Annotated in this window: 17 protein-coding genes; 2 read left to right on the plus strand and 15 right to left on the minus strand. The window is 32.3% G+C overall.

From position 1 onward, the window contains the following. Positions 1 to 2: 2 nt before the first annotated feature. Genes rplS through ffh form a run of 4 tightly spaced genes read right to left on the minus strand, consistent with a single transcriptional unit; the run spans position 3 to position 3,145 of the window. Complete coding sequence (gene rplS, locus AC5SLT_RS06310) at positions 3 to 527, minus strand: 50S ribosomal protein L19 (RefSeq protein ID WP_018413625.1); 525 nt, start codon at positions 525 to 527, stop codon at positions 3 to 5. Positions 528 to 543: 16 nt separating this feature from the next. Continuing rightward, positions 544 to 1,230 carry a tRNA (guanosine(37)-N1)-methyltransferase TrmD gene (trmD, locus tag AC5SLT_RS06315; RefSeq protein ID WP_494591750.1) on the minus strand — a complete coding sequence of 229 codons (687 nt, stop codon included), beginning with the start codon at positions 1,228 to 1,230 and terminating at the stop codon, positions 544 to 546. A gap of 8 nt (positions 1,231 to 1,238) precedes the next feature. Continuing rightward, positions 1,239 to 1,772, minus strand: a complete 534-nt coding sequence (rpsP, locus tag AC5SLT_RS06320) for a 30S ribosomal protein S16 (protein ID WP_011281575.1) — start codon at positions 1,770 to 1,772, stop codon at positions 1,239 to 1,241. A gap of 14 nt (positions 1,773 to 1,786) precedes the next feature. Beyond that, positions 1,787 to 3,145, minus strand: a complete 1,359-nt coding sequence (ffh, locus tag AC5SLT_RS06325; protein ID WP_494591751.1) for a signal recognition particle protein — start codon at positions 3,143 to 3,145, stop codon at positions 1,787 to 1,789. A 159-nt stretch (positions 3,146 to 3,304) separates the two neighbouring features. Here ffh and dapF point away from each other — a divergent pair, with 159 nt between their 5' ends. Together dapF and ftsY are read left to right on the plus strand one after the other, a co-directional pair. Then, the gene (dapF, locus tag AC5SLT_RS06330) at positions 3,305 to 4,129 is read left to right on the plus strand and encodes a diaminopimelate epimerase (protein WP_494591752.1); all 825 of its coding nucleotides are present in this window, start codon (positions 3,305 to 3,307) and stop codon (positions 4,127 to 4,129) included. After that, positions 4,129 to 5,046 (plus strand): signal recognition particle-docking protein FtsY, encoded by a 918-nt coding sequence (gene ftsY / locus AC5SLT_RS06335; RefSeq protein WP_494591753.1) that lies wholly within the window; start codon positions 4,129 to 4,131, stop codon positions 5,044 to 5,046. The genes dapF and ftsY overlap by 1 nt, the downstream gene beginning before the upstream one ends. Here ftsY and AC5SLT_RS06340 read toward each other — a convergent pair. From AC5SLT_RS06340 to AC5SLT_RS06390, 11 genes are all read right to left on the minus strand, one after another. Next, positions 5,039 to 5,602 (minus strand): hypothetical protein, encoded by a 564-nt coding sequence (locus tag AC5SLT_RS06340; RefSeq protein ID WP_494591754.1) that lies wholly within the window; start codon positions 5,600 to 5,602, stop codon positions 5,039 to 5,041. The two genes, ftsY and AC5SLT_RS06340, sit on opposite strands and share 8 nt — an antisense overlap. Before the next feature lie 58 nt (positions 5,603 to 5,660). Continuing rightward, positions 5,661 to 6,554 (minus strand): DMT family transporter, encoded by an 894-nt coding sequence (locus AC5SLT_RS06345; protein WP_494591755.1) that lies wholly within the window; start codon positions 6,552 to 6,554, stop codon positions 5,661 to 5,663. A gap of 12 nt (positions 6,555 to 6,566) precedes the next feature. Beyond that, positions 6,567 to 6,746 carry a hypothetical protein gene (locus AC5SLT_RS06350; RefSeq protein WP_011281579.1) on the minus strand — a complete coding sequence of 60 codons (180 nt, stop codon included), beginning with the start codon at positions 6,744 to 6,746 and terminating at the stop codon, positions 6,567 to 6,569. After that, a complete protein-coding gene (locus AC5SLT_RS06355) occupies positions 6,736 to 8,073 on the minus strand; it encodes an amidase (RefSeq protein WP_006997647.1) in 1,338 nt (445 codons plus the stop codon). Before AC5SLT_RS06355 ends, AC5SLT_RS06350 begins: the two co-directional genes overlap by 11 nt. Positions 8,074 to 8,083: 10 nt before the next feature. Then, entirely contained in the window at positions 8,084 to 9,445 is a 1,362-nt protein-coding gene (locus AC5SLT_RS06360; RefSeq protein ID WP_271564573.1) for a TRAP transporter large permease, read from the minus strand. Continuing rightward, positions 9,435 to 10,019, minus strand: a complete 585-nt coding sequence (locus AC5SLT_RS06365; protein WP_011281580.1) for a TRAP transporter small permease subunit — start codon at positions 10,017 to 10,019, stop codon at positions 9,435 to 9,437. The genes AC5SLT_RS06360 and AC5SLT_RS06365 overlap by 11 nt, the downstream gene beginning before the upstream one ends. A gap of 91 nt (positions 10,020 to 10,110) precedes the next feature. Continuing rightward, positions 10,111 to 11,268 carry a TRAP transporter substrate-binding protein gene (locus tag AC5SLT_RS06370; protein WP_494579688.1) on the minus strand — a complete coding sequence of 386 codons (1,158 nt, stop codon included), beginning with the start codon at positions 11,266 to 11,268 and terminating at the stop codon, positions 10,111 to 10,113. A 179-nt stretch (positions 11,269 to 11,447) separates the two neighbouring features. Continuing rightward, positions 11,448 to 12,401, minus strand: coding sequence for a 2-hydroxyacid dehydrogenase (locus tag AC5SLT_RS06375; protein ID WP_494591756.1), 954 nt, complete (start codon positions 12,399 to 12,401; stop codon positions 11,448 to 11,450). Between the two features lie 2 nt (positions 12,402 to 12,403). After that, positions 12,404 to 13,699 (minus strand): glycolate oxidase subunit GlcF, encoded by a 1,296-nt coding sequence (gene glcF / locus AC5SLT_RS06380; protein ID WP_271626899.1) that lies wholly within the window; start codon positions 13,697 to 13,699, stop codon positions 12,404 to 12,406. Continuing rightward, positions 13,699 to 14,967, minus strand: a complete 1,269-nt coding sequence (locus tag AC5SLT_RS06385; RefSeq protein ID WP_494591757.1) for an FAD-binding protein — start codon at positions 14,965 to 14,967, stop codon at positions 13,699 to 13,701. Before AC5SLT_RS06385 ends, glcF begins: the two co-directional genes overlap by 1 nt. Next, entirely contained in the window at positions 14,933 to 16,429 is a 1,497-nt protein-coding gene (locus AC5SLT_RS06390; RefSeq protein WP_494591758.1) for an FAD-linked oxidase C-terminal domain-containing protein, read from the minus strand. Before AC5SLT_RS06390 ends, AC5SLT_RS06385 begins: the two co-directional genes overlap by 35 nt. Between the last annotated feature and the right edge of the window lie 3 nt (positions 16,430 to 16,432).

A 16,432-nucleotide genomic window follows, 5' to 3' on the forward strand; every position in this document is an offset into this window, starting at 1 on the left:
AATTATTTTTTTTCTTCTGATTTTTCTATTTTTGGTTCTGCTTGAACTTCTGCTTGTTTTACAGGTTCTGCTTGAACTTCTGTTTGTTTTTCTGCTTCTGCAGCTACTGGTGCTAAAGTTTCTTCTGTTACCATTTCTGGTTTAACATCAACTTCTATACCAATTTTTTTTCTAATTTTTTCTGCAATTCTAGCTGATTTACCTGTTCTATCTCTTAGGTAATATAATTTTGCTCTTCTAACTTTACCATGACGGATAACTGTAATTGTATCTATAACAGTACCATATAGTGGAAATGTTCTTTCAACACCTTCACCAAATGAAATTTTTCTAACTGTGAATGAAGAATTTATATCTCTGTTTTTTCTAGCTATACACACACCTTCAAAATATTGAATTCTATCTTTTTTACCCTCTGTAATTCTAACACCAACTTTTATTACATCTCCTGGAAAAAAATCTGGGATTTTCTTCTCAGATAGTATTTTTTTAACGTTTAGTTGATTTATTTCTTCAATTGTTTTCATATTAGTATTTATCAAATTAATTTTTCTTATATTTTTCCCATAAATCTGGTCTTCGGACGCGTGTTATAGCCTCTGATTGTGATAAACGCCAGTCTTTAATTTTGTTGTGATCTCCTGATAATAGCACTTCTGGAACGCTTTTTTCCTCCCAAATTTGAGGTTTTGTGTATTGAGGATACTCCAAAAGTCCTTTCTCAAAACTCTCATCATTCTTTGATTGTTCATTTCCCAAGACACCTGGAAGTAATCTTAGAACACTATCTAGTACAACAAATGCTGCTGTTTCACCTCCAGATAAAATAAAATCTCCTATGCTAAGTTCTTCTATATTCCTTGTAGATAACAACCTTTCATCAACACCTTCAAAATGACCACAAATTAAACTAATAGATTTTTCTTTAGACAGTTCTAGTGCTAATTTCTGATCAAGCTTTTTTCCTTTTGGCGATAAATAAAAAATTCTTTCTCCTTCTTTTTTATTTTCATCAAGAGATTTTGCTAAAATGTCAGCTTTCAACAACATTCCAGATCCACCTCCAAAAGGGGTGTCATCTACTGTTTTATGTTTGTCCTCAGCAGCCTCTCTAAAATTTACAACTTTTAAATCCCAAATTTTATTTGTTAAAGCTTTTCCATATAGCCCTTTATTTAAAGGGCCAGGAAAAAAATCAGGATAGAGTGTGAATATCTGAGCTTGCCACATGAATCCAACTATTTAGCTTCTTCCTTTGGAGCTTCTGCTGCTGGTGCTGCTTCTGCTTTAGGAGCTTCTTCCTTTGGAGCTTCTGCTGCTGGTGCTGCTTCTGCTTTAGGAGCTTCTTCCTTTGGAGCTTCTGCTGCTGGTGCTGCTTCTGCTTTAGGAGCTTCTTCCTTTGGAGCTTCTGCTGCTGGTGCTGCTTCTGCTTTAGGAGCTGCTGCTGGTGCTGCTTCGTCTCCTTCTTTTTTTCTTTCTTTTTTAGGAATAGCTTTACTTGGATTACTACCGTTTGCAGGCATTGCTATAATACCATTTTCACCTAAAATTCTTGCAACTCTAGTAGTTGGTTGAGCACCTTGACCTAACCAATATTTAATTCTTTCTGCTTCTAGTCCTACTCTTTCTTTTTTATCTTTTGGTAAAAGTGGATTAAAGAATCCTACCTTCTCAATAAATCTTCCATCTCTTGCACGACGACTGTCAGCTATAACTACTTTATATACTGGTCTTTTCTTTGTTCCACCTCTTGATAGTCTTATTTTTATCATTTTTTTTCCTTTTTTTATTTAAGTTGATTTAGTAGCTCTGGAGGTATTCCTTTATCAGACATACCCTTCAGGTTTCCTTTTGACATCTTCTTCATCATTTCAGACATCATTTTAAATTGCTTAAGCAATTTATTGATAGTGGCCGCATCTGTTCCAGAGCCATTAGCAATTCTTTTTTTCCTAGAACCATCTATGATTTTAGGATTCCCTCTTTCCTTTTTGGTCATAGACAAAATTATTGCTTCGTTTTGAGTAATAATACTTTCATCAATTCCCGCAGCATCCATCTGTGACTTCATCTTTGAAACACCTGGCATAAATGACATTATTCCTTCTATACCACCCATTTTTTTCATTTGTCTTAGTTGGGATAGATAGTCCTCCATAGAAAATTGTCCTTTTTTCAAATTTTCTTCAGCTTTTTTTAAATTTTCTTCACCAAGATCTTCTGCTGCTTTTTCTACAAGGGAAACAATATCTCCCATTCCTAGTATTCTATTTGCTATTCTATCTGGATGAAAAACTTCTAAGTTTTCTATTTTTTCTCCTACCCCTAAAAACTTAATTGGCACTTGAGAAACATATTTCATACTAAGAGCTGCACCACCTCTTGCATCACCATCGGCTCTAGTTAAAACAATACCTGTTAAGTTTACCGTATTTTTAAATTCTTTTGCAACTTCTGCAGCAACTTGCCCTGTTAAAGAATCTGCAACTAAAAATGTTTCAGTTGGATTGATTATACTCTCTATTTGTTTAATTTCGCTCATCATCTGAAGGTCAATTTGAGTTCTACCAGCTGTATCAAACAATATAATTTCTGCTCCATTTAAGCTTGCAGCACTAACTGCTCTTCTACAAATGTCTGCTGGTAATTGTCCTTCAATTATAGGGAGTGTTAAAATATTATTTTGTTCTCCTAAAGACCTTAATTGTTCTTGGGCAGCAGGCCTGTAAACATCAAGGCTAACCATCATTATCTTTTTCTTTTTATTTTTTTCTAAGTATTTGGCTAATTTTGCTGTTGTTGTAGTTTTACCAGAACCTTGAAGACCAACTAGCATCATTGGAACTGGCGGAACTGCATTTAAATTAATATCTGTGTTACTTTCGCCTAAAAGGCTTACTAGTTCATCATAAACAATTTTAACAACCATATCTCCTGGTGAAGTTGATCTGATTATCTCTTGACCTAATACTTTAGGTTTAACTTTTGTTATAAAATCTTTAGCTACATCTAAAGAGACATCAGCTTCTAAGAGGGCCTGCCTAATAGCCCTTAAACCCTCATCTACTTGCTTTTCATCAAGTGAAGGTGCTTTTTTTAAAGAAGAAAAAATTTCTTCGAATTTATTTGTTAAGTTTTCAAACATATTTATTACGCACAGCAGTTTCGCACTAGTGGGCGAATATCGCTGACTAGTGTTGATCTCTTTGTTTCCAAAGACACCACAAATTTAACGTTTTTGTGGAAACGAAATCAACCTATAATAGAGGTTCAAAAAGTCAATAAATAAGTTAAATATCTGTATATGGATATTAAAGCATTTAAAATGGATGGTTTAGGCAATGATTTTGTAATTATTGATCAAAGAAGCCAAGATTTTAATTTAGATAAAGATCAAATAATTAAGATATGTGATCGTAGTTTTATTGGATGCGATCAACTCATCCTAATTAAGAAAAATAAAGAAATAGATGCAAATATAGAATTTTTTAATTCAGATGGAAGCATATCTGGCGCTTGTGGAAATGGCACTAGGTGTGTGGCAGATCTTCTATCAAAAGAAAGTGGTAAAAAAGAAATAACGCTCTTAACAACTTCTGGCTCACTAAAATCAAAAATTTTAGGAAATAATTTAGTCGAGACTGAAATTGGTATACCAAAAATTAATTGGCAAGAGATTCCATTAAGTAAGCAGCTAGATACTCAAGACTTAAAAATTGAAATTATAGATAGAAATAATACCAAACATATTGGTGGAATAGCCATAAATGTAGGCAATCCGCACATAATTTTTTTTGTAGATGATATTGAAGCATTTGACTTAAAAAATATTGGTCCGAAAATTGAAAATCATCCTCTATTTCCTGAAAAATGTAATGTGACCCTAGCCAAAGTTATAAATAGAAATTTAATAAAAGTAAAAGTTTGGGAAAGAGGAGCTGGACTTACCAAGGCTTGTGGTACGGCAGCTTGTGCAACAGCTGTTGCAGCTAACATTAATAATCTGGTAGAAAAAACTACAGATATAGAGTTTGCATTAGGTAGTTTAACAATTTCTATTGATGAAAGAAATAGCATTCATATGAAAGGACCTGTGTCTGATATTAAAAATATCAACATTAAGTTATAATGGGAATTTTTGATAAATTTAAAATTGGTTTTAAGAAAAGTGCTTCTGCATTTACATCTGGTTTAAGAGATATAATTGTAAAAAAAGAAATAGATGACAAAACATTAGATCAAATTGAAGAATATTTGATTCAATCAGATGTCGGTCTTGCTGCAGCTGAAGAAATTAAAAAAATTATTGCTCAAGAAAAGATTGACCCAAAAAAAGATATTATGCATGAGGTAAACTTTATTCTTAGAAACTATATAATTACTTTAATGAAACCTTTGGAAAATGAGAATTTTTTTAATAAAAAAGAAAAACTTAATGCAGTCCTAGTATCGGGAGTTAACGGGGTTGGAAAAACAACAACTATTGGAAAAGTTGGTAAAATTTTAAAATCTAATGGTAACAAAGTTATGTTTTCTGCCTGTGATACGTTTAGAGCAGCTGCTATAGAACAATTAGAAAGTTGGGCTATTAAAATTGATGTGCAAATTACAAAATCTACTCAAGGATCTGACCCAGCATCAGTTGCCTACAAGGCAATAGAAGAAGCATTAAAGAACGATTTTAACCATGTTTTGATCGATACGGCAGGGAGATTACAAAATAAAAAAAATTTAATGGAAGAATATAAAAAAATTGCCCATGTAACAAAAAAAATAGATCCAGATGCTCCTCACGACGTAATCCTAGTGCTTGACGCAACCTCTGGCCAAAATGTTATCAGTCAAGTTGAAGAGTTTAACAAAATTATACCTCTTACTGGTTTGATAATGACAAAATTAGATGGTACTGCAAAAGGAGGAATTTTATTAGCCCTTGCTAAAAAATATAAACTTCCAATAATCGCTCTTGGACTTGGTGAAAAAGAAGATGATTTACAAATTTTTAATGCAGAAAAATTTGCAGAAGCATTTACTCAAATTAATTGATTAAATTATTCGAGATTAAAGGTTTATAATAATTACATTTATAATTTTCTTTTAATTGTGAGTGACCACAGTTTTTTGCGATCGATGAAATTATAAATTCAAATTTTCCACTAGAAGGATATTGATTTAACTTTTTATTAGTAATATCGAATTGAAAATTTTTATTAATATTTTTAATAGCACTAATCATAACTAGTGTATTATTATCTTTTAATAAATAATAAGCAAAATCTTCTGGGAACACTGGAAAATCATACTCTTCTAAAAAAAATTTAGCCTTTGAAGGAAACCACTCGTATGAAATTAGAGAAAGTGAAGTTTTTGTTTTATAGTTATAGATATAAAGATCCTGAGGAAAATCAGTTATATAATTAGATTCTTCCCCTCGTGCTAAAATAGGTTTTTCTCTAGTTTTAAAATAAAGACTAAAATTTTCATCATGTGAATTCATCTGACCTATATGAAAAAAATTATCCGCAGAATAATCTTTTTCATCCGCATAAGTAAAATTAGCTACAAAGATTATAATAAATAAAGTCCTAACAATTTTTTTCATACTTATTGTATAAATATGAAATTTGTAAATTATTTGTTTAGATTGTGGCTTAATTTATTTAAACTTTTCTCTTAACTATATATACCCCACCAAAAACAAGGGCTGTCCCTATGTAATGATAATACTCGAGCTGCTCTTTAAAGAATAAAACTCCATAAATGGCACTATAAACTGTAAAAATGTAAAGAGTGAAACCAGTTATAGATGCCCCAAGTTTTTTTTGCGCCATTGTGTACAAGGTAAAAGCTATAATTCCCGGTGAAATAGCTGCAAATAAAACCCACATAAAAAAATCAGCATTAAATATAGTTCTTACAAAAAAAGCCTCTTCGATTAGATAAAATGGGAGCAAGCTAACCACTCCAAAAAATGCAATCAAAGTAAATCTATCAAAAATTTTTAGATTAGTTTTCCAATAAAATAGATAGATAGAATAAAGAGCCCAACCTATTGCAGAAGCTAGCATCCAGAGGTCACCAATTGTGAATTTAAGACTAATTAATAAAGATAAATCACCTTTAATAATAATGGCAAAAACACCTATTAAACATGAAACTAGTCCAATAATCCTAAGAAGATTGATTTTTTCCTTAAAAAATAAACTTGAGATTATGATTATAAAAATTGGAGAAGAGGAATATATAATTCCCATGTTGGTAACCGTTGTTGTTTGACCAGCTAAAAATGGAAAAGCTCCACAAACTCCACAACCCATCGATCCAATGAAAAATATTCTTTTATATTCTTGTTTTACAAATTTAAAGTTTTTTTTAAGAGAACTGTAGGTGAATGGTAGTAATATTAAAAAAACTGCAGTCCATCTCCAAAAAGCTAAAGATATTGGAGGAACATACTCAACCCCACCTCTTGCAACGATTAAGTTGCTAGCCATAAAAATTGGTTGAATAAATAATAATAAGAAAGGTAAATAGCTATTTTTAGAATTATTCACTTAAAAGAAGATTTAATTCTTGTCGAAAAAAGCTTCGTAGAACATCATAAAAATTGCTACTGCCATTAAAATAAACACTGGCAATATATCCCAAAATCCTATCATCGAAGATCTAGTTAAAGTTGTTGCAAGGCCAATAAGAAATAATGTTGCAAGGCCTGACCCGATTAGAGTTGTTATTTTATTTAGCATATTTTTTACAATTTTTTTCTAGCCAGTTAGCTACACCTAGAAATCTTAAATCATCTAGCTTGTCTCCAATTAGCTGTATACCTAATGGTAAATTATTTTCTCCAACAAGTAAAGGTAATGAAATAGATGGTAGACCCATATAAGTCCAAATAGTACAAAATTCAGGGCTTCCAGTGCTCTTGAGACCCTTAGGTGCAACCCCTGCTGATGATGGAGTTAACACCCCATGATAATCTTCAAAAACCTCTTTATAGGACTCGTAGCTTCTTTTCATAAAGTCTATTGCTTCAGCATATTCTTTTGCTGAGTATTTTAGTCCTCTTTCAATTGCACTGACCATTTCTTTAGAAAGATGTTTTTTTGATTTTTTATAATAACCTTGAAAATTATTTGCCATATCTGTTTCATGAATTATTTTATGGTATTTTGGAATATCATCAAAATAGGAAGGGGTATCGAATACTTCAATATTTTTTTTAAAAGTTTTTATAAAGAACTCAAAAGATTTTTGTGACTCTTTATCAATATTTTTCCAGTTTTTTGTTTTATAAAAAATAAATTTTGGCTCATAAAGTGGTCCTTTTTTACAAACAGTTAACATTTCATCTGCCGCATAATGAATAGTTGATGGATCGTATAAATCTTTTTTTATTAATGATTTTGCAAATAGGGCAACATCTTCTACCGTTTTTCCGAACACTCCGATGTGATCTAATTTATCAGATTGTCTCATAACTCCACTTCGTGAAATCAACCCATAAGAGGGCTTATAACCAACAACTCCACAGTAAGAAGCAGGTCTAATAATTGAGCCGTTAGTTTGTGATCCAATTGATAATGGTGCCATATGTGCTGCAATGACAGCTGCTGAACCACTTGATGATCCTCCAGGTGTTCTTGAATTATCATGTGGGTTAGTAGTTTTGCCTGGGTGAAAATATGCAAGTTCAGTAGTTACAGTCTTTCCCATTACTATTGCTCCCTCAATCTTAAGTAGATTAACAACTTCAGAATCTTGTGAGCTTGGCATTTTTTTTCTGACAGGAGAGCCACATTCTGTAGGCATTTCAAAAGTACCTATTATATCTTTAACTGCTATTGGTAGACCGTGCAAAGACCCAAGAGGTTTTCCTGATTTTCTATACTCATCTGCTTCAGCAGCTTTTTCTAAAAGCTTTTTTTTATCAAAATATTCCCACGCCTTTACATCTTTTTCAAATTTTTCAATTCTCTCAATATATTGATTACAAACCTCTACTGAAGAAATCTGACCCGATTTTAAGTGCTCAACTAATTTATTAGTTGTTAAAGTAAATATATTTAACATTTTAAATTATTTAGTTTGCAAATAACGTTTCTGGTAGCCACAAAGCAATACCTGGAAACATATACATAAGAAACATAGCAAATATTACTATTCCTAAAAAAGGCATAATTCCGGCAAATATTTCCATCAATTCAACATTTTTCTTTTGAACGCCCTTTAAGTAATAAGCAGACATGGCCATAGGAGGTGTTAAAAATGATGTTTGTAAATTTAGAGCGATTAACATTGCAAAGAAATATGGATTAACATCAAACACCTCAAGTAAGGGTAAAAATATTGGAACAAATATAATTAGAATTTCAGTCCATTCTAATGGCCATCCTAAAAGAAAAATTATTACTTGAGTAATAATTAAAAATTGCCAAGTTGATATTTCAATTGATGTAAAAAAATGTTCAAAAATTTCATGACCACCTAGATAAGAAAATACAGACGAAAAAGTCCAAGAACCAATGAATAACCACATAATCATCGCTGTAGTTTTTGCTGTTAGAAAAACAGATTCTTTAAAACTTTGCCATTTAAGTGTTTTGTAAAACCAAGATAACAATATAGCACCAAATGCTCCTGCTGCTGCTGCCTCTGCTGGCGTTGCTATACCTGCTAAGATTGTTCCAAGAACTAGCATAATTAATCCAAAAAGAGGAACAAAAGAAACTAATACTTCTTTTAAAATTTCAGCTCGTGGCGGAATATCTTCTGCTCTTGGCTTAGGTGCAATTGATGGTTGGAGCCAAGCTCTACCTACTGCATAAACTATATAAAGTCCTGCAAGTAAAAGTCCTGGAAAAATTGCTGCAGCAAATAATCTCAAAGGAGATAACTGAGCTATTACTGAATAAACAATTAACATGATACTAGGTGGAATTAAAATACCCAAACATCCACCCGCACAAATTACTCCTGAAGCAAATTTTTTATCATATCCTGCTTTAACCATTGCAGGCCAAGCAAGTAGACCCATTAGGGTTACAACGGCACCAATAATTCCTGTGGCTGTAGAAAATAAAGTACATGTTATTAGAGCAGCTACTGCCATTGAAGCTGGCAATCTGTGAGCTGCAAGTCTTATTGCAAAAAATAATTTTGATACAATTCCAGCTCTTTCAACTAGATACCCCATAAACAAAAATAGTGGGACGGCGGTGAGCACGTTATTGTCCATAACGGTGTAAGTATTTTTTACAAATAAAGAAAATATCCTATTATCAAATATGTGATCCATTAAAGCAGGATCGTAATAAGCATAATATCCAAAACCTATTCCCATAGCCATTAAGGTGAAGGCAATTGGAAAACCTAATAGCACGGCAAATAAAAATAACCCCATCATGAAGATGGCAACTTCTGGATTTGTTAAACTAAATAACATCTTTTTGATCCTCGTCCTGCGCTGTTCTCATTAAAATTTGTTCTGTTTCTTCTGCAACAACCATTCTTGCTGGCCAATGTCCAGTTTTAATACAAATAATTGCTCTAAATACTTCGGCTATTCCCTGAATAACTAAAAATACTCCCGCAGCTGGTATTAAGGATTTTACCATATAAATATTAATTTGTGCTGGGCTACTCCAACTAGTTTCTTTTATCTTCCAAGCAAGTGCAGCATATTCATAGCCATAAAATGCTAAAGACACGACACCAGGAAAAAAGAAAATAAAATAAAGTACTAAATCAATATAGCCTTGTGTTCTTGGTTTAAATAATCTGTAAATTACATCTCCTCTAACATGAGATTCAGTTGCTAAACAATAAGCACCTGACATCATTAATATTGCACCATACATCTGCATGCTAAAGTCAAAATTCCAAAGTGTTGGCTTATTAAATACATAGGCCATCATAACTTCATAACAAGTTCCACCCATCAAAATAACTATACACCAAGAAAAAGCCTTACCTATCGAAGTGCTTAACGTGTCAGCTAATTTTATGTAGGCTCTCATCATGATTTGGATAGGATACTCTAATTTTGTTAAAAACTGTACTATAAAAAAAGGGGGCCGAAACCCCCTTCTTAAATTATTAAAAAGTTAATTAGATTTTAACTTTTCCAATTGGTCCAAACTCATTTTCATAAGCTAGTTTGTAATTAGGCTGATTCATCAGCAAGTACTTCATTACTTTCTTAGCGTATGCTTTTTGAGAGTCTACCACTTTTTTGAAGAATGCATCTTTTCCAGAGAATTCTCCAACAACTTTATCCCAACCTTTTAACTGTTCAGCTAAAATGGCATCAGATGTTTGATAAACGTTAACCTTATGTGTGTTCATCAAATCAGCTAAACTGTCAGAGTATCTAACAAGTGCTTTGAAGTAGTTATCTGAGTTAGCAGCATAAGCAGCGTTCTTCAAGATAGCTTGATGAGCAGGTGAAAGGCTTTTCAGTCTCTTAGTGTTCATAGGAATTTCAAACATCTCTTGAGATTGATGGAAACTTCCTAAGTGATAGTGTTTAGAGACATCTTGCATTCCAAACTGTGAGTCTGATGTTGGGTTGTTAAACTCAGCAGCATCAATCAAACCAGTTTTCATTGCTGGTTGGATCTCACCACCTGGTAATTGTCTTACGACCATTCCCATAGCAGTTAAAACGTTAGTCGCTAGACCAACTGTTCTATACTTCATACCTTTAACATCAGATACTTTAGTTACATTCTTTTTGAACCAACCAAAAGGTTGTGCTGGCATAGGCATATGAAAGAATCCAGTGTAGTTATATCCAACACTAGCTACTGCTTCTTCATATAATTTTCTTCCTCCACCATACTCCATCCATCCCATAACTTCTTGAGATGACATTCCGTATGAAGGACCAGTTCCAAAAAGTGAAGCTGCAGCGTTTTTACCGTACCAATACGCAGTCACCCAGTGACCCATATCAACGATTCCATCGCTTACCGCCGCTCCGATTTCTGAAGTTTTAACAATTGCGTTTACAGGCTGAAGATCAATTTTAAGTGATCCACCTGACATATCGCTAACCATGTTACAGTAGTCTTGCGCCATTTCAAAAAAAATGTTTGCGCCTGAAGGCCAAGCTGCTTGCATCTTTAATGTAACGTGTCCGTCTGCAGTTGCTATATTAGGCATTGCAACAGCTGTTGCGGCTACAGCACCTGCTTTAGCAGCAGTCTTAAAGAACTTACGTCTTGAAGAATTTGAGCTCTTCAATGATTTTTTTTCTTTAATCATTATTTCTCCTTTGATTATTTGTTAATTAACTGGCGATATCTTAATCACATTCATGATCAGAGTCTAAAGAATAGTATACTTTGAACGGCTCTATAAAATTATGTTTTATGATGAAAAATCTTCTTGCGACAATAACAGTACAACTTAAAATTGTATTAAATTAACTTGATAACAAAAAATTAATTTACTTTATTTTTACAGTTTCCTGTTATGAAAAATTCATCAATATTATCTATTGCTAGATTGGCCATAGCAATTCTTGTGTGCTTAGTGGCACTTCCAAGGTGAGGCAAAATAAAAACACTTTTAATCTTCAGATAGCCTGGATTTAAATTTGGTTCACCCTTATAAACATCAAGTCCTGCTGCATAAATTTTTCTTCTGTTTAATGCATCTATTAAAGCTTCATCTTCAACAATGTCTCCACGAGCCACATTTGTTATAACCGCACCTGTTGGAAAATATTCTAATGTTTCTTTATTAATTAAATTTTCTGTTTCTTTTGTTGCGGGGCAACAAATTGACAATACATCTGAAACTCCAAAAAGACTTTTAATGCTATCATGATAAATGGCACCTTGTTCTTTTTCGTCACTTAGTTTTGATCTGTTGTGATAGTGAATAATCATTCCTAAAGATTTTGCAATTTTTGCAATCTTTTGACCTATTCTCCCCATTCCTAAAATTCCAAGCCTCGTACCAGTTAACTGTTTTCCTATCAAATAATCTGCAGACCATTTCCAGCTACTTTCTTTTGCAGCCTGAACACCCTCTGGAACTCTTCTACATGCTCCAAGAATTAATAAAATTCCAATCTCAGCTGTGGCATCAGATAAAACTTCTGGTGTATTAGTTACAGCTATTCCTCTTTTTTTTGCTGCTTCTAAATCAATGTTTCCAAATCCAACTGCAAAATTAGAAATTACCTTAATACTGTCTGGAAGTTTGTTTATGGTCTCTTCATCCATTTTATCAGTTAAAGAAGTTAATACTGCATCATGACCTTCACTTAATTCGATAAGCTTTGATTGAGAATATAATTCATCATTGCTGTTAAACTTTGCATCAAATATTTTTGAAGCTTTGTCTTCAGATTCTTTTAACAATCTTCGTGTAATTAGAATTTTTTTCATAGTTAGTTTTTTTGTAATATTTTTGGTTTTGGGCCACCAGTATACCAATCTAATATCTCAATGGTATGTAAAATTGGAGTTTTCGTTCCATTAGAAATTTGAGTAATACAACCAATATTTCCAGTTGATATAAAATCTGGTTTCAAACTTTCAATATTTTTTACTTTTTTACTTAATAGTTCTTTAGCAATTTCAGTTTGCAAAATATTATAAGTTCCAGCAGATCCACAACAGATGTGGCCTTCTGGAATTTCCATAATTTCATTATTTGTTTTTGAAAGTAATGACATGGGTTGACTGTGTACTTTTTGTCCATGTTGCATTGAACATGCAGAATGATAAGCAATTTTATACTTCTTATCTTTTACTTTAAAATTTAATTTTAAATTAGTATCTAAATATTCAGAAACATCTTTGGTTAAATCAGAAATCACTTTTGCTTTCTTTTTCATTTCTTCATCATCTTTAAAAATGAAACCATAGTCTTTCATGGTAGTTCCACAGCCAGAAGTATTTGATAAAATAGCGTCTAAATTTCCTTTTTGATGTTCGTCATACCAAGTATTAATATTATTTCTAAAATCTTGGTGCGCGTCATCTTCTTTTCCCAAATGATGATTTAATGATCCACAACATCTGATCTTTTTAGGCACAACCACTTCAACTCCATGTCTATTTAAAAGTCTGATTGTTGCCTCATTAATTTGAGGAGAAATTTCTTTTTGAACACATCCAGTTAAAAGAGCAACTCTTGCAATTTTATTTTTCCCACTTACAGAATAAATTTCTTTTTGTTTTATAGTTTTTTTTGGAAAACTTGTCGGCATCAAATTCATCATATCTTTTATTTTTAATGGCATTAAAAATTTAAAAGGTTTAGCTAATTTAACCATATAACTTGCTAATCTAAAGTATCCTGTGTTTGGTAACACTACTGATAAAAAATTTCTAATTGTTCTATCAAAAAAAGATCTTTCATAGTTTTTTTCAATATATTTTTTACCATGATCAATGATGTGCATATAATTTACTCCAGCAGGACAAGTGGTCATGCAGCTATAGCAAGACAAACATCTATCTATATGTTTTACAGTTTTTGCTGTTGGCTTTTTTTGATTTTCCAACATATCTTTAATCAAATAAATTCTTCCTCGCGGTCCATCTAATTCGTCACCAAATATTTGATGGGTTGGACAAGTTGCATTACAAAAACCACAATGAACACACTTTTTAAAAATTTTTTCTGTTGCAGCGTTGTCACTGTCTTTTAATTGTTTTTCAGTAAAGTTTGTTTGCATTAAATTCCTCTATACATTTTTCCAGGATTAAAAATTCTTTTAGGATCAAAACTTTTTTTGATCTTTTCTGATATTAAAAGTCTTGTATCGTCTACTGTAAAAATTGTTTCTTCGTAATCATATTCATCCGATGTCTTTATGATAGTTAAATAACCACCTAATTCTTTGGTCAATTTTTTAATATCGCTAACCTTAGAGTTCTTTTTTGATTGAACCTCTATCCAATATAATGAGCCACACCAATCAATGTAATATTTATACTTATTGCCTAAGAATTGCATCAACTTAGGGCCTTTCGAAGGAGGCACTACTACTCTTAAAAGGTTATTCTTTGTTGATTTGAATATTTCAAGATTATTTATTTTTTTCCAAAAAGGTGTTGATTGATGAACATCTAAAACTGTTGTATTCAGCTTACTAAGCTCCAGTTCATTTGTTAAAGCTTTTAATTTTTCATCTATTGAAATTTTATCTCCTTCTATTCTTAGTGCTAAAAATGAACCTTTGTATTTTAAGTCATTAAATTTAAAGACCATCTCTTTGTTTTGGTCATAATTTTCATCTTTGGGTTCTTCAGGAATATAAACAGCTCCAGAGACTTCGCTACTTGAGCCAGAAATTTTTTCGAATAAATCTTTAACTAATTTTTTATCATCAGTATGTATAGTAATTGTATTAGATAATTTTTTTTTAGGTAGAACCTTCAATGTTATTTCAGTTAAAGCAACTAAAGTTCCAAAAGATCCTGTTACTAGTTTTGATAGGTCATAACCTGTAACATTTTTTACAACTGTCCCACCTGATTTAATTATATCTCCTTTACCATTCACACCTCTAAAACCTAATATGTGATCTCTTAAACTTCCTACTTTAAATCTTCGAGAGCCAGCAAAGTTACAAGCTAAATGGCCTGCAATGGTGCCCTTATTTGATTTTCCATTTTCAATAAATCCAAAATCAATAGGCTCAAAAGCTAGTTCTTGATTGTTTTTTTCTAACTCCTTTTCAACTAACTCTAATGGCGTGTTAGCTTTAACCTTAATATATAGTTCTTCAGGCAAATACTCAATTACACCTGACAACTTAGACATAGATAGTTTTTTTGCAGATTGAATGTTGTTACCAATAAAATTTTTTGAACCTGTGCCAATTATTTCTGTTGGTTGGTTTTTTTTGTAAAGTTCCTGAACTAGATTTGAAACTTGCAGCTCATCTTCTGGATAATAAGTATTATTAGAATCTTGGAAGATCTGGGAATTTTTCTTCATTTCTGTGGACATGTACCCTTCCTTCCTCTGCACATTTTCTTAATATTGGATAAACTTTTCCTGGGTTTAGTAAATTTTTTTCATCAAGCGATTTTTTAATATCTAATTGTTGTTGAATATCTGTATTATTAAACATCTCACACATTAGTTCTCTTTTTTCTACTCCTACCCCATGCTCTCCAGTGATCACTCCCCCTAATCTAACGCACGTCTTTAGTATCTCAGCTCCAAATTCCTCTGTTTTTCGCAGTTGTTCTTTATCACTTCCATCAAACATTATTAATGGATGTAAATTTCCATCTCCTGCATGAAAACAATTTGCTACAGGTAATTTGTATTTTTCAGAAAGTCTTTTTATTTCAAGTAAAGCTTCCGCAAGTTTTCCTCTTGGTATGGATCCGTCCATACAATAATAATCTGGTGCCATAGCTCCACATGCTGGAAATGCTGCTTTTCTACCTGCCCAAAATGATAGTCTTTCTTTTTCATTTTTACTCAATTTTAAACTTGAGCAATTATTTTTTTCACAAATACTTCTGACTTGTTTTAATAATTCATCTACCTCAGATTCGGTTCCATCTAATTCTACAATCAATAAAAGTTCCGCATCACGTGGGTAACCTGCTTTACTAAAATTATCTGTTGCTTCTATCAAAGCTTTATCCATTATTTCCATACCTGCTGGAACAATTCCACTTGAAATTATTTCTGATGCTGCGTTTCCACCTTCTTCAATTGTTGGAAAGCCTATTAGCGCTGCTTTAACGACTTGAGGATTTTTTAAAATTTTTACTGTGACTTCAGTAATCACTCCTAATAATCCTTCTGAACCACAAATTAATCCCATTAGATCATACCCTTCTTGATCAAGAGTTTTTCCACCAACTCTACAAACTGTTCCATCCATCATTACCATTTCAACACCTAAAATATTATTAGTTGTTGTTCCATATTTTAGAGAATGGACGCCTCCAGAATTTTCAGCAACATTGCCTCCTATTGAGCATGCAAGCTGACTTGATGGATCTGGCGCATAGTAAAAATTTTTATGCTGTACAGCATGTGTTATTCCTAAATTTGTTACACCAGGTTGGGTTACTACACATTTATTTTCAAAATCAATTTCTATAATTTTATTAAATTTTCCAAGACTTAATAAAATTGCATCATTTAAAGGTAGGGCTCCTCCTGAAAGACCAGTGCCGGCCCCTCTTGGTACAACTTTAATATTTTCTTTGTGACAAAACTTTAAAATGTTACTTACTTCTTCAGTATTTTCTGGCATCACAACAGCCAATGGTGTCTGAGTGTAAGCTGCTAATGCATCAGTTTCATATGGTTTAATATCATCTACATGACTTAAAACATTTTCTGGATTGATAATTTTTGCAAGATTTTTAAAAATATATTCTTTTTTATTAATCGTTGCTTTGTCAATCTTTGGCAGAACTAATTCACTCATTAG

The sequence above is a fragment of the Candidatus Pelagibacter sp. PS_11 genome, assembly GCF_059417975.1.

Bases quoted from the DNA above. Each gene is read 5' to 3' on its own strand.
- rplS (WP_018413625.1), bottom strand. From the start codon at position 527: ATGAAAACAATTGAAGAAATAAATCAACTAAACGTTAAAAAAATACTA.
- trmD (WP_494591750.1), bottom strand. From the start codon at position 1,230: ATGTGGCAAGCTCAGATATTCACACTCTATCCTGATTTTTTTCCTGGC.
- rpsP (WP_011281575.1), bottom strand. From the start codon at position 1,772: ATGATAAAAATAAGACTATCAAGAGGTGGAACAAAGAAAAGACCAGTA.
- ffh (WP_494591751.1), bottom strand. From the start codon at position 3,145: ATGTTTGAAAACTTAACAAATAAATTCGAAGAAATTTTTTCTTCTTTA.
- dapF (WP_494591752.1), top strand. From the start codon at position 3,305: ATGGATATTAAAGCATTTAAAATGGATGGTTTAGGCAATGATTTTGTA.
- ftsY (WP_494591753.1), top strand. From the start codon at position 4,129: ATGGGAATTTTTGATAAATTTAAAATTGGTTTTAAGAAAAGTGCTTCT.
- AC5SLT_RS06340 (WP_494591754.1), bottom strand. From the start codon at position 5,602: ATGAAAAAAATTGTTAGGACTTTATTTATTATAATCTTTGTAGCTAAT.
- AC5SLT_RS06350 (WP_011281579.1), bottom strand. From the start codon at position 6,746: ATGCTAAATAAAATAACAACTCTAATCGGGTCAGGCCTTGCAACATTA.
- AC5SLT_RS06355 (WP_006997647.1), bottom strand. From the start codon at position 8,073: ATGTTAAATATATTTACTTTAACAACTAATAAATTAGTTGAGCACTTA.
- AC5SLT_RS06360 (WP_271564573.1), bottom strand. From the start codon at position 9,445: ATGTTATTTAGTTTAACAAATCCAGAAGTTGCCATCTTCATGATGGGG.
- AC5SLT_RS06365 (WP_011281580.1), bottom strand. From the start codon at position 10,019: ATGAGAGCCTACATAAAATTAGCTGACACGTTAAGCACTTCGATAGGT.
- AC5SLT_RS06370 (WP_494579688.1), bottom strand. From the start codon at position 11,268: ATGATTAAAGAAAAAAAATCATTGAAGAGCTCAAATTCTTCAAGACGT.
- AC5SLT_RS06375 (WP_494591756.1), bottom strand. From the start codon at position 12,401: ATGAAAAAAATTCTAATTACACGAAGATTGTTAAAAGAATCTGAAGAC.
- glcF (WP_271626899.1), bottom strand. From the start codon at position 13,699: ATGCAAACAAACTTTACTGAAAAACAATTAAAAGACAGTGACAACGCT.
- AC5SLT_RS06385 (WP_494591757.1), bottom strand. From the start codon at position 14,967: ATGAAGAAAAATTCCCAGATCTTCCAAGATTCTAATAATACTTATTAT.
- AC5SLT_RS06390 (WP_494591758.1), bottom strand. From the start codon at position 16,429: ATGAGTGAATTAGTTCTGCCAAAGATTGACAAAGCAACGATTAATAAA.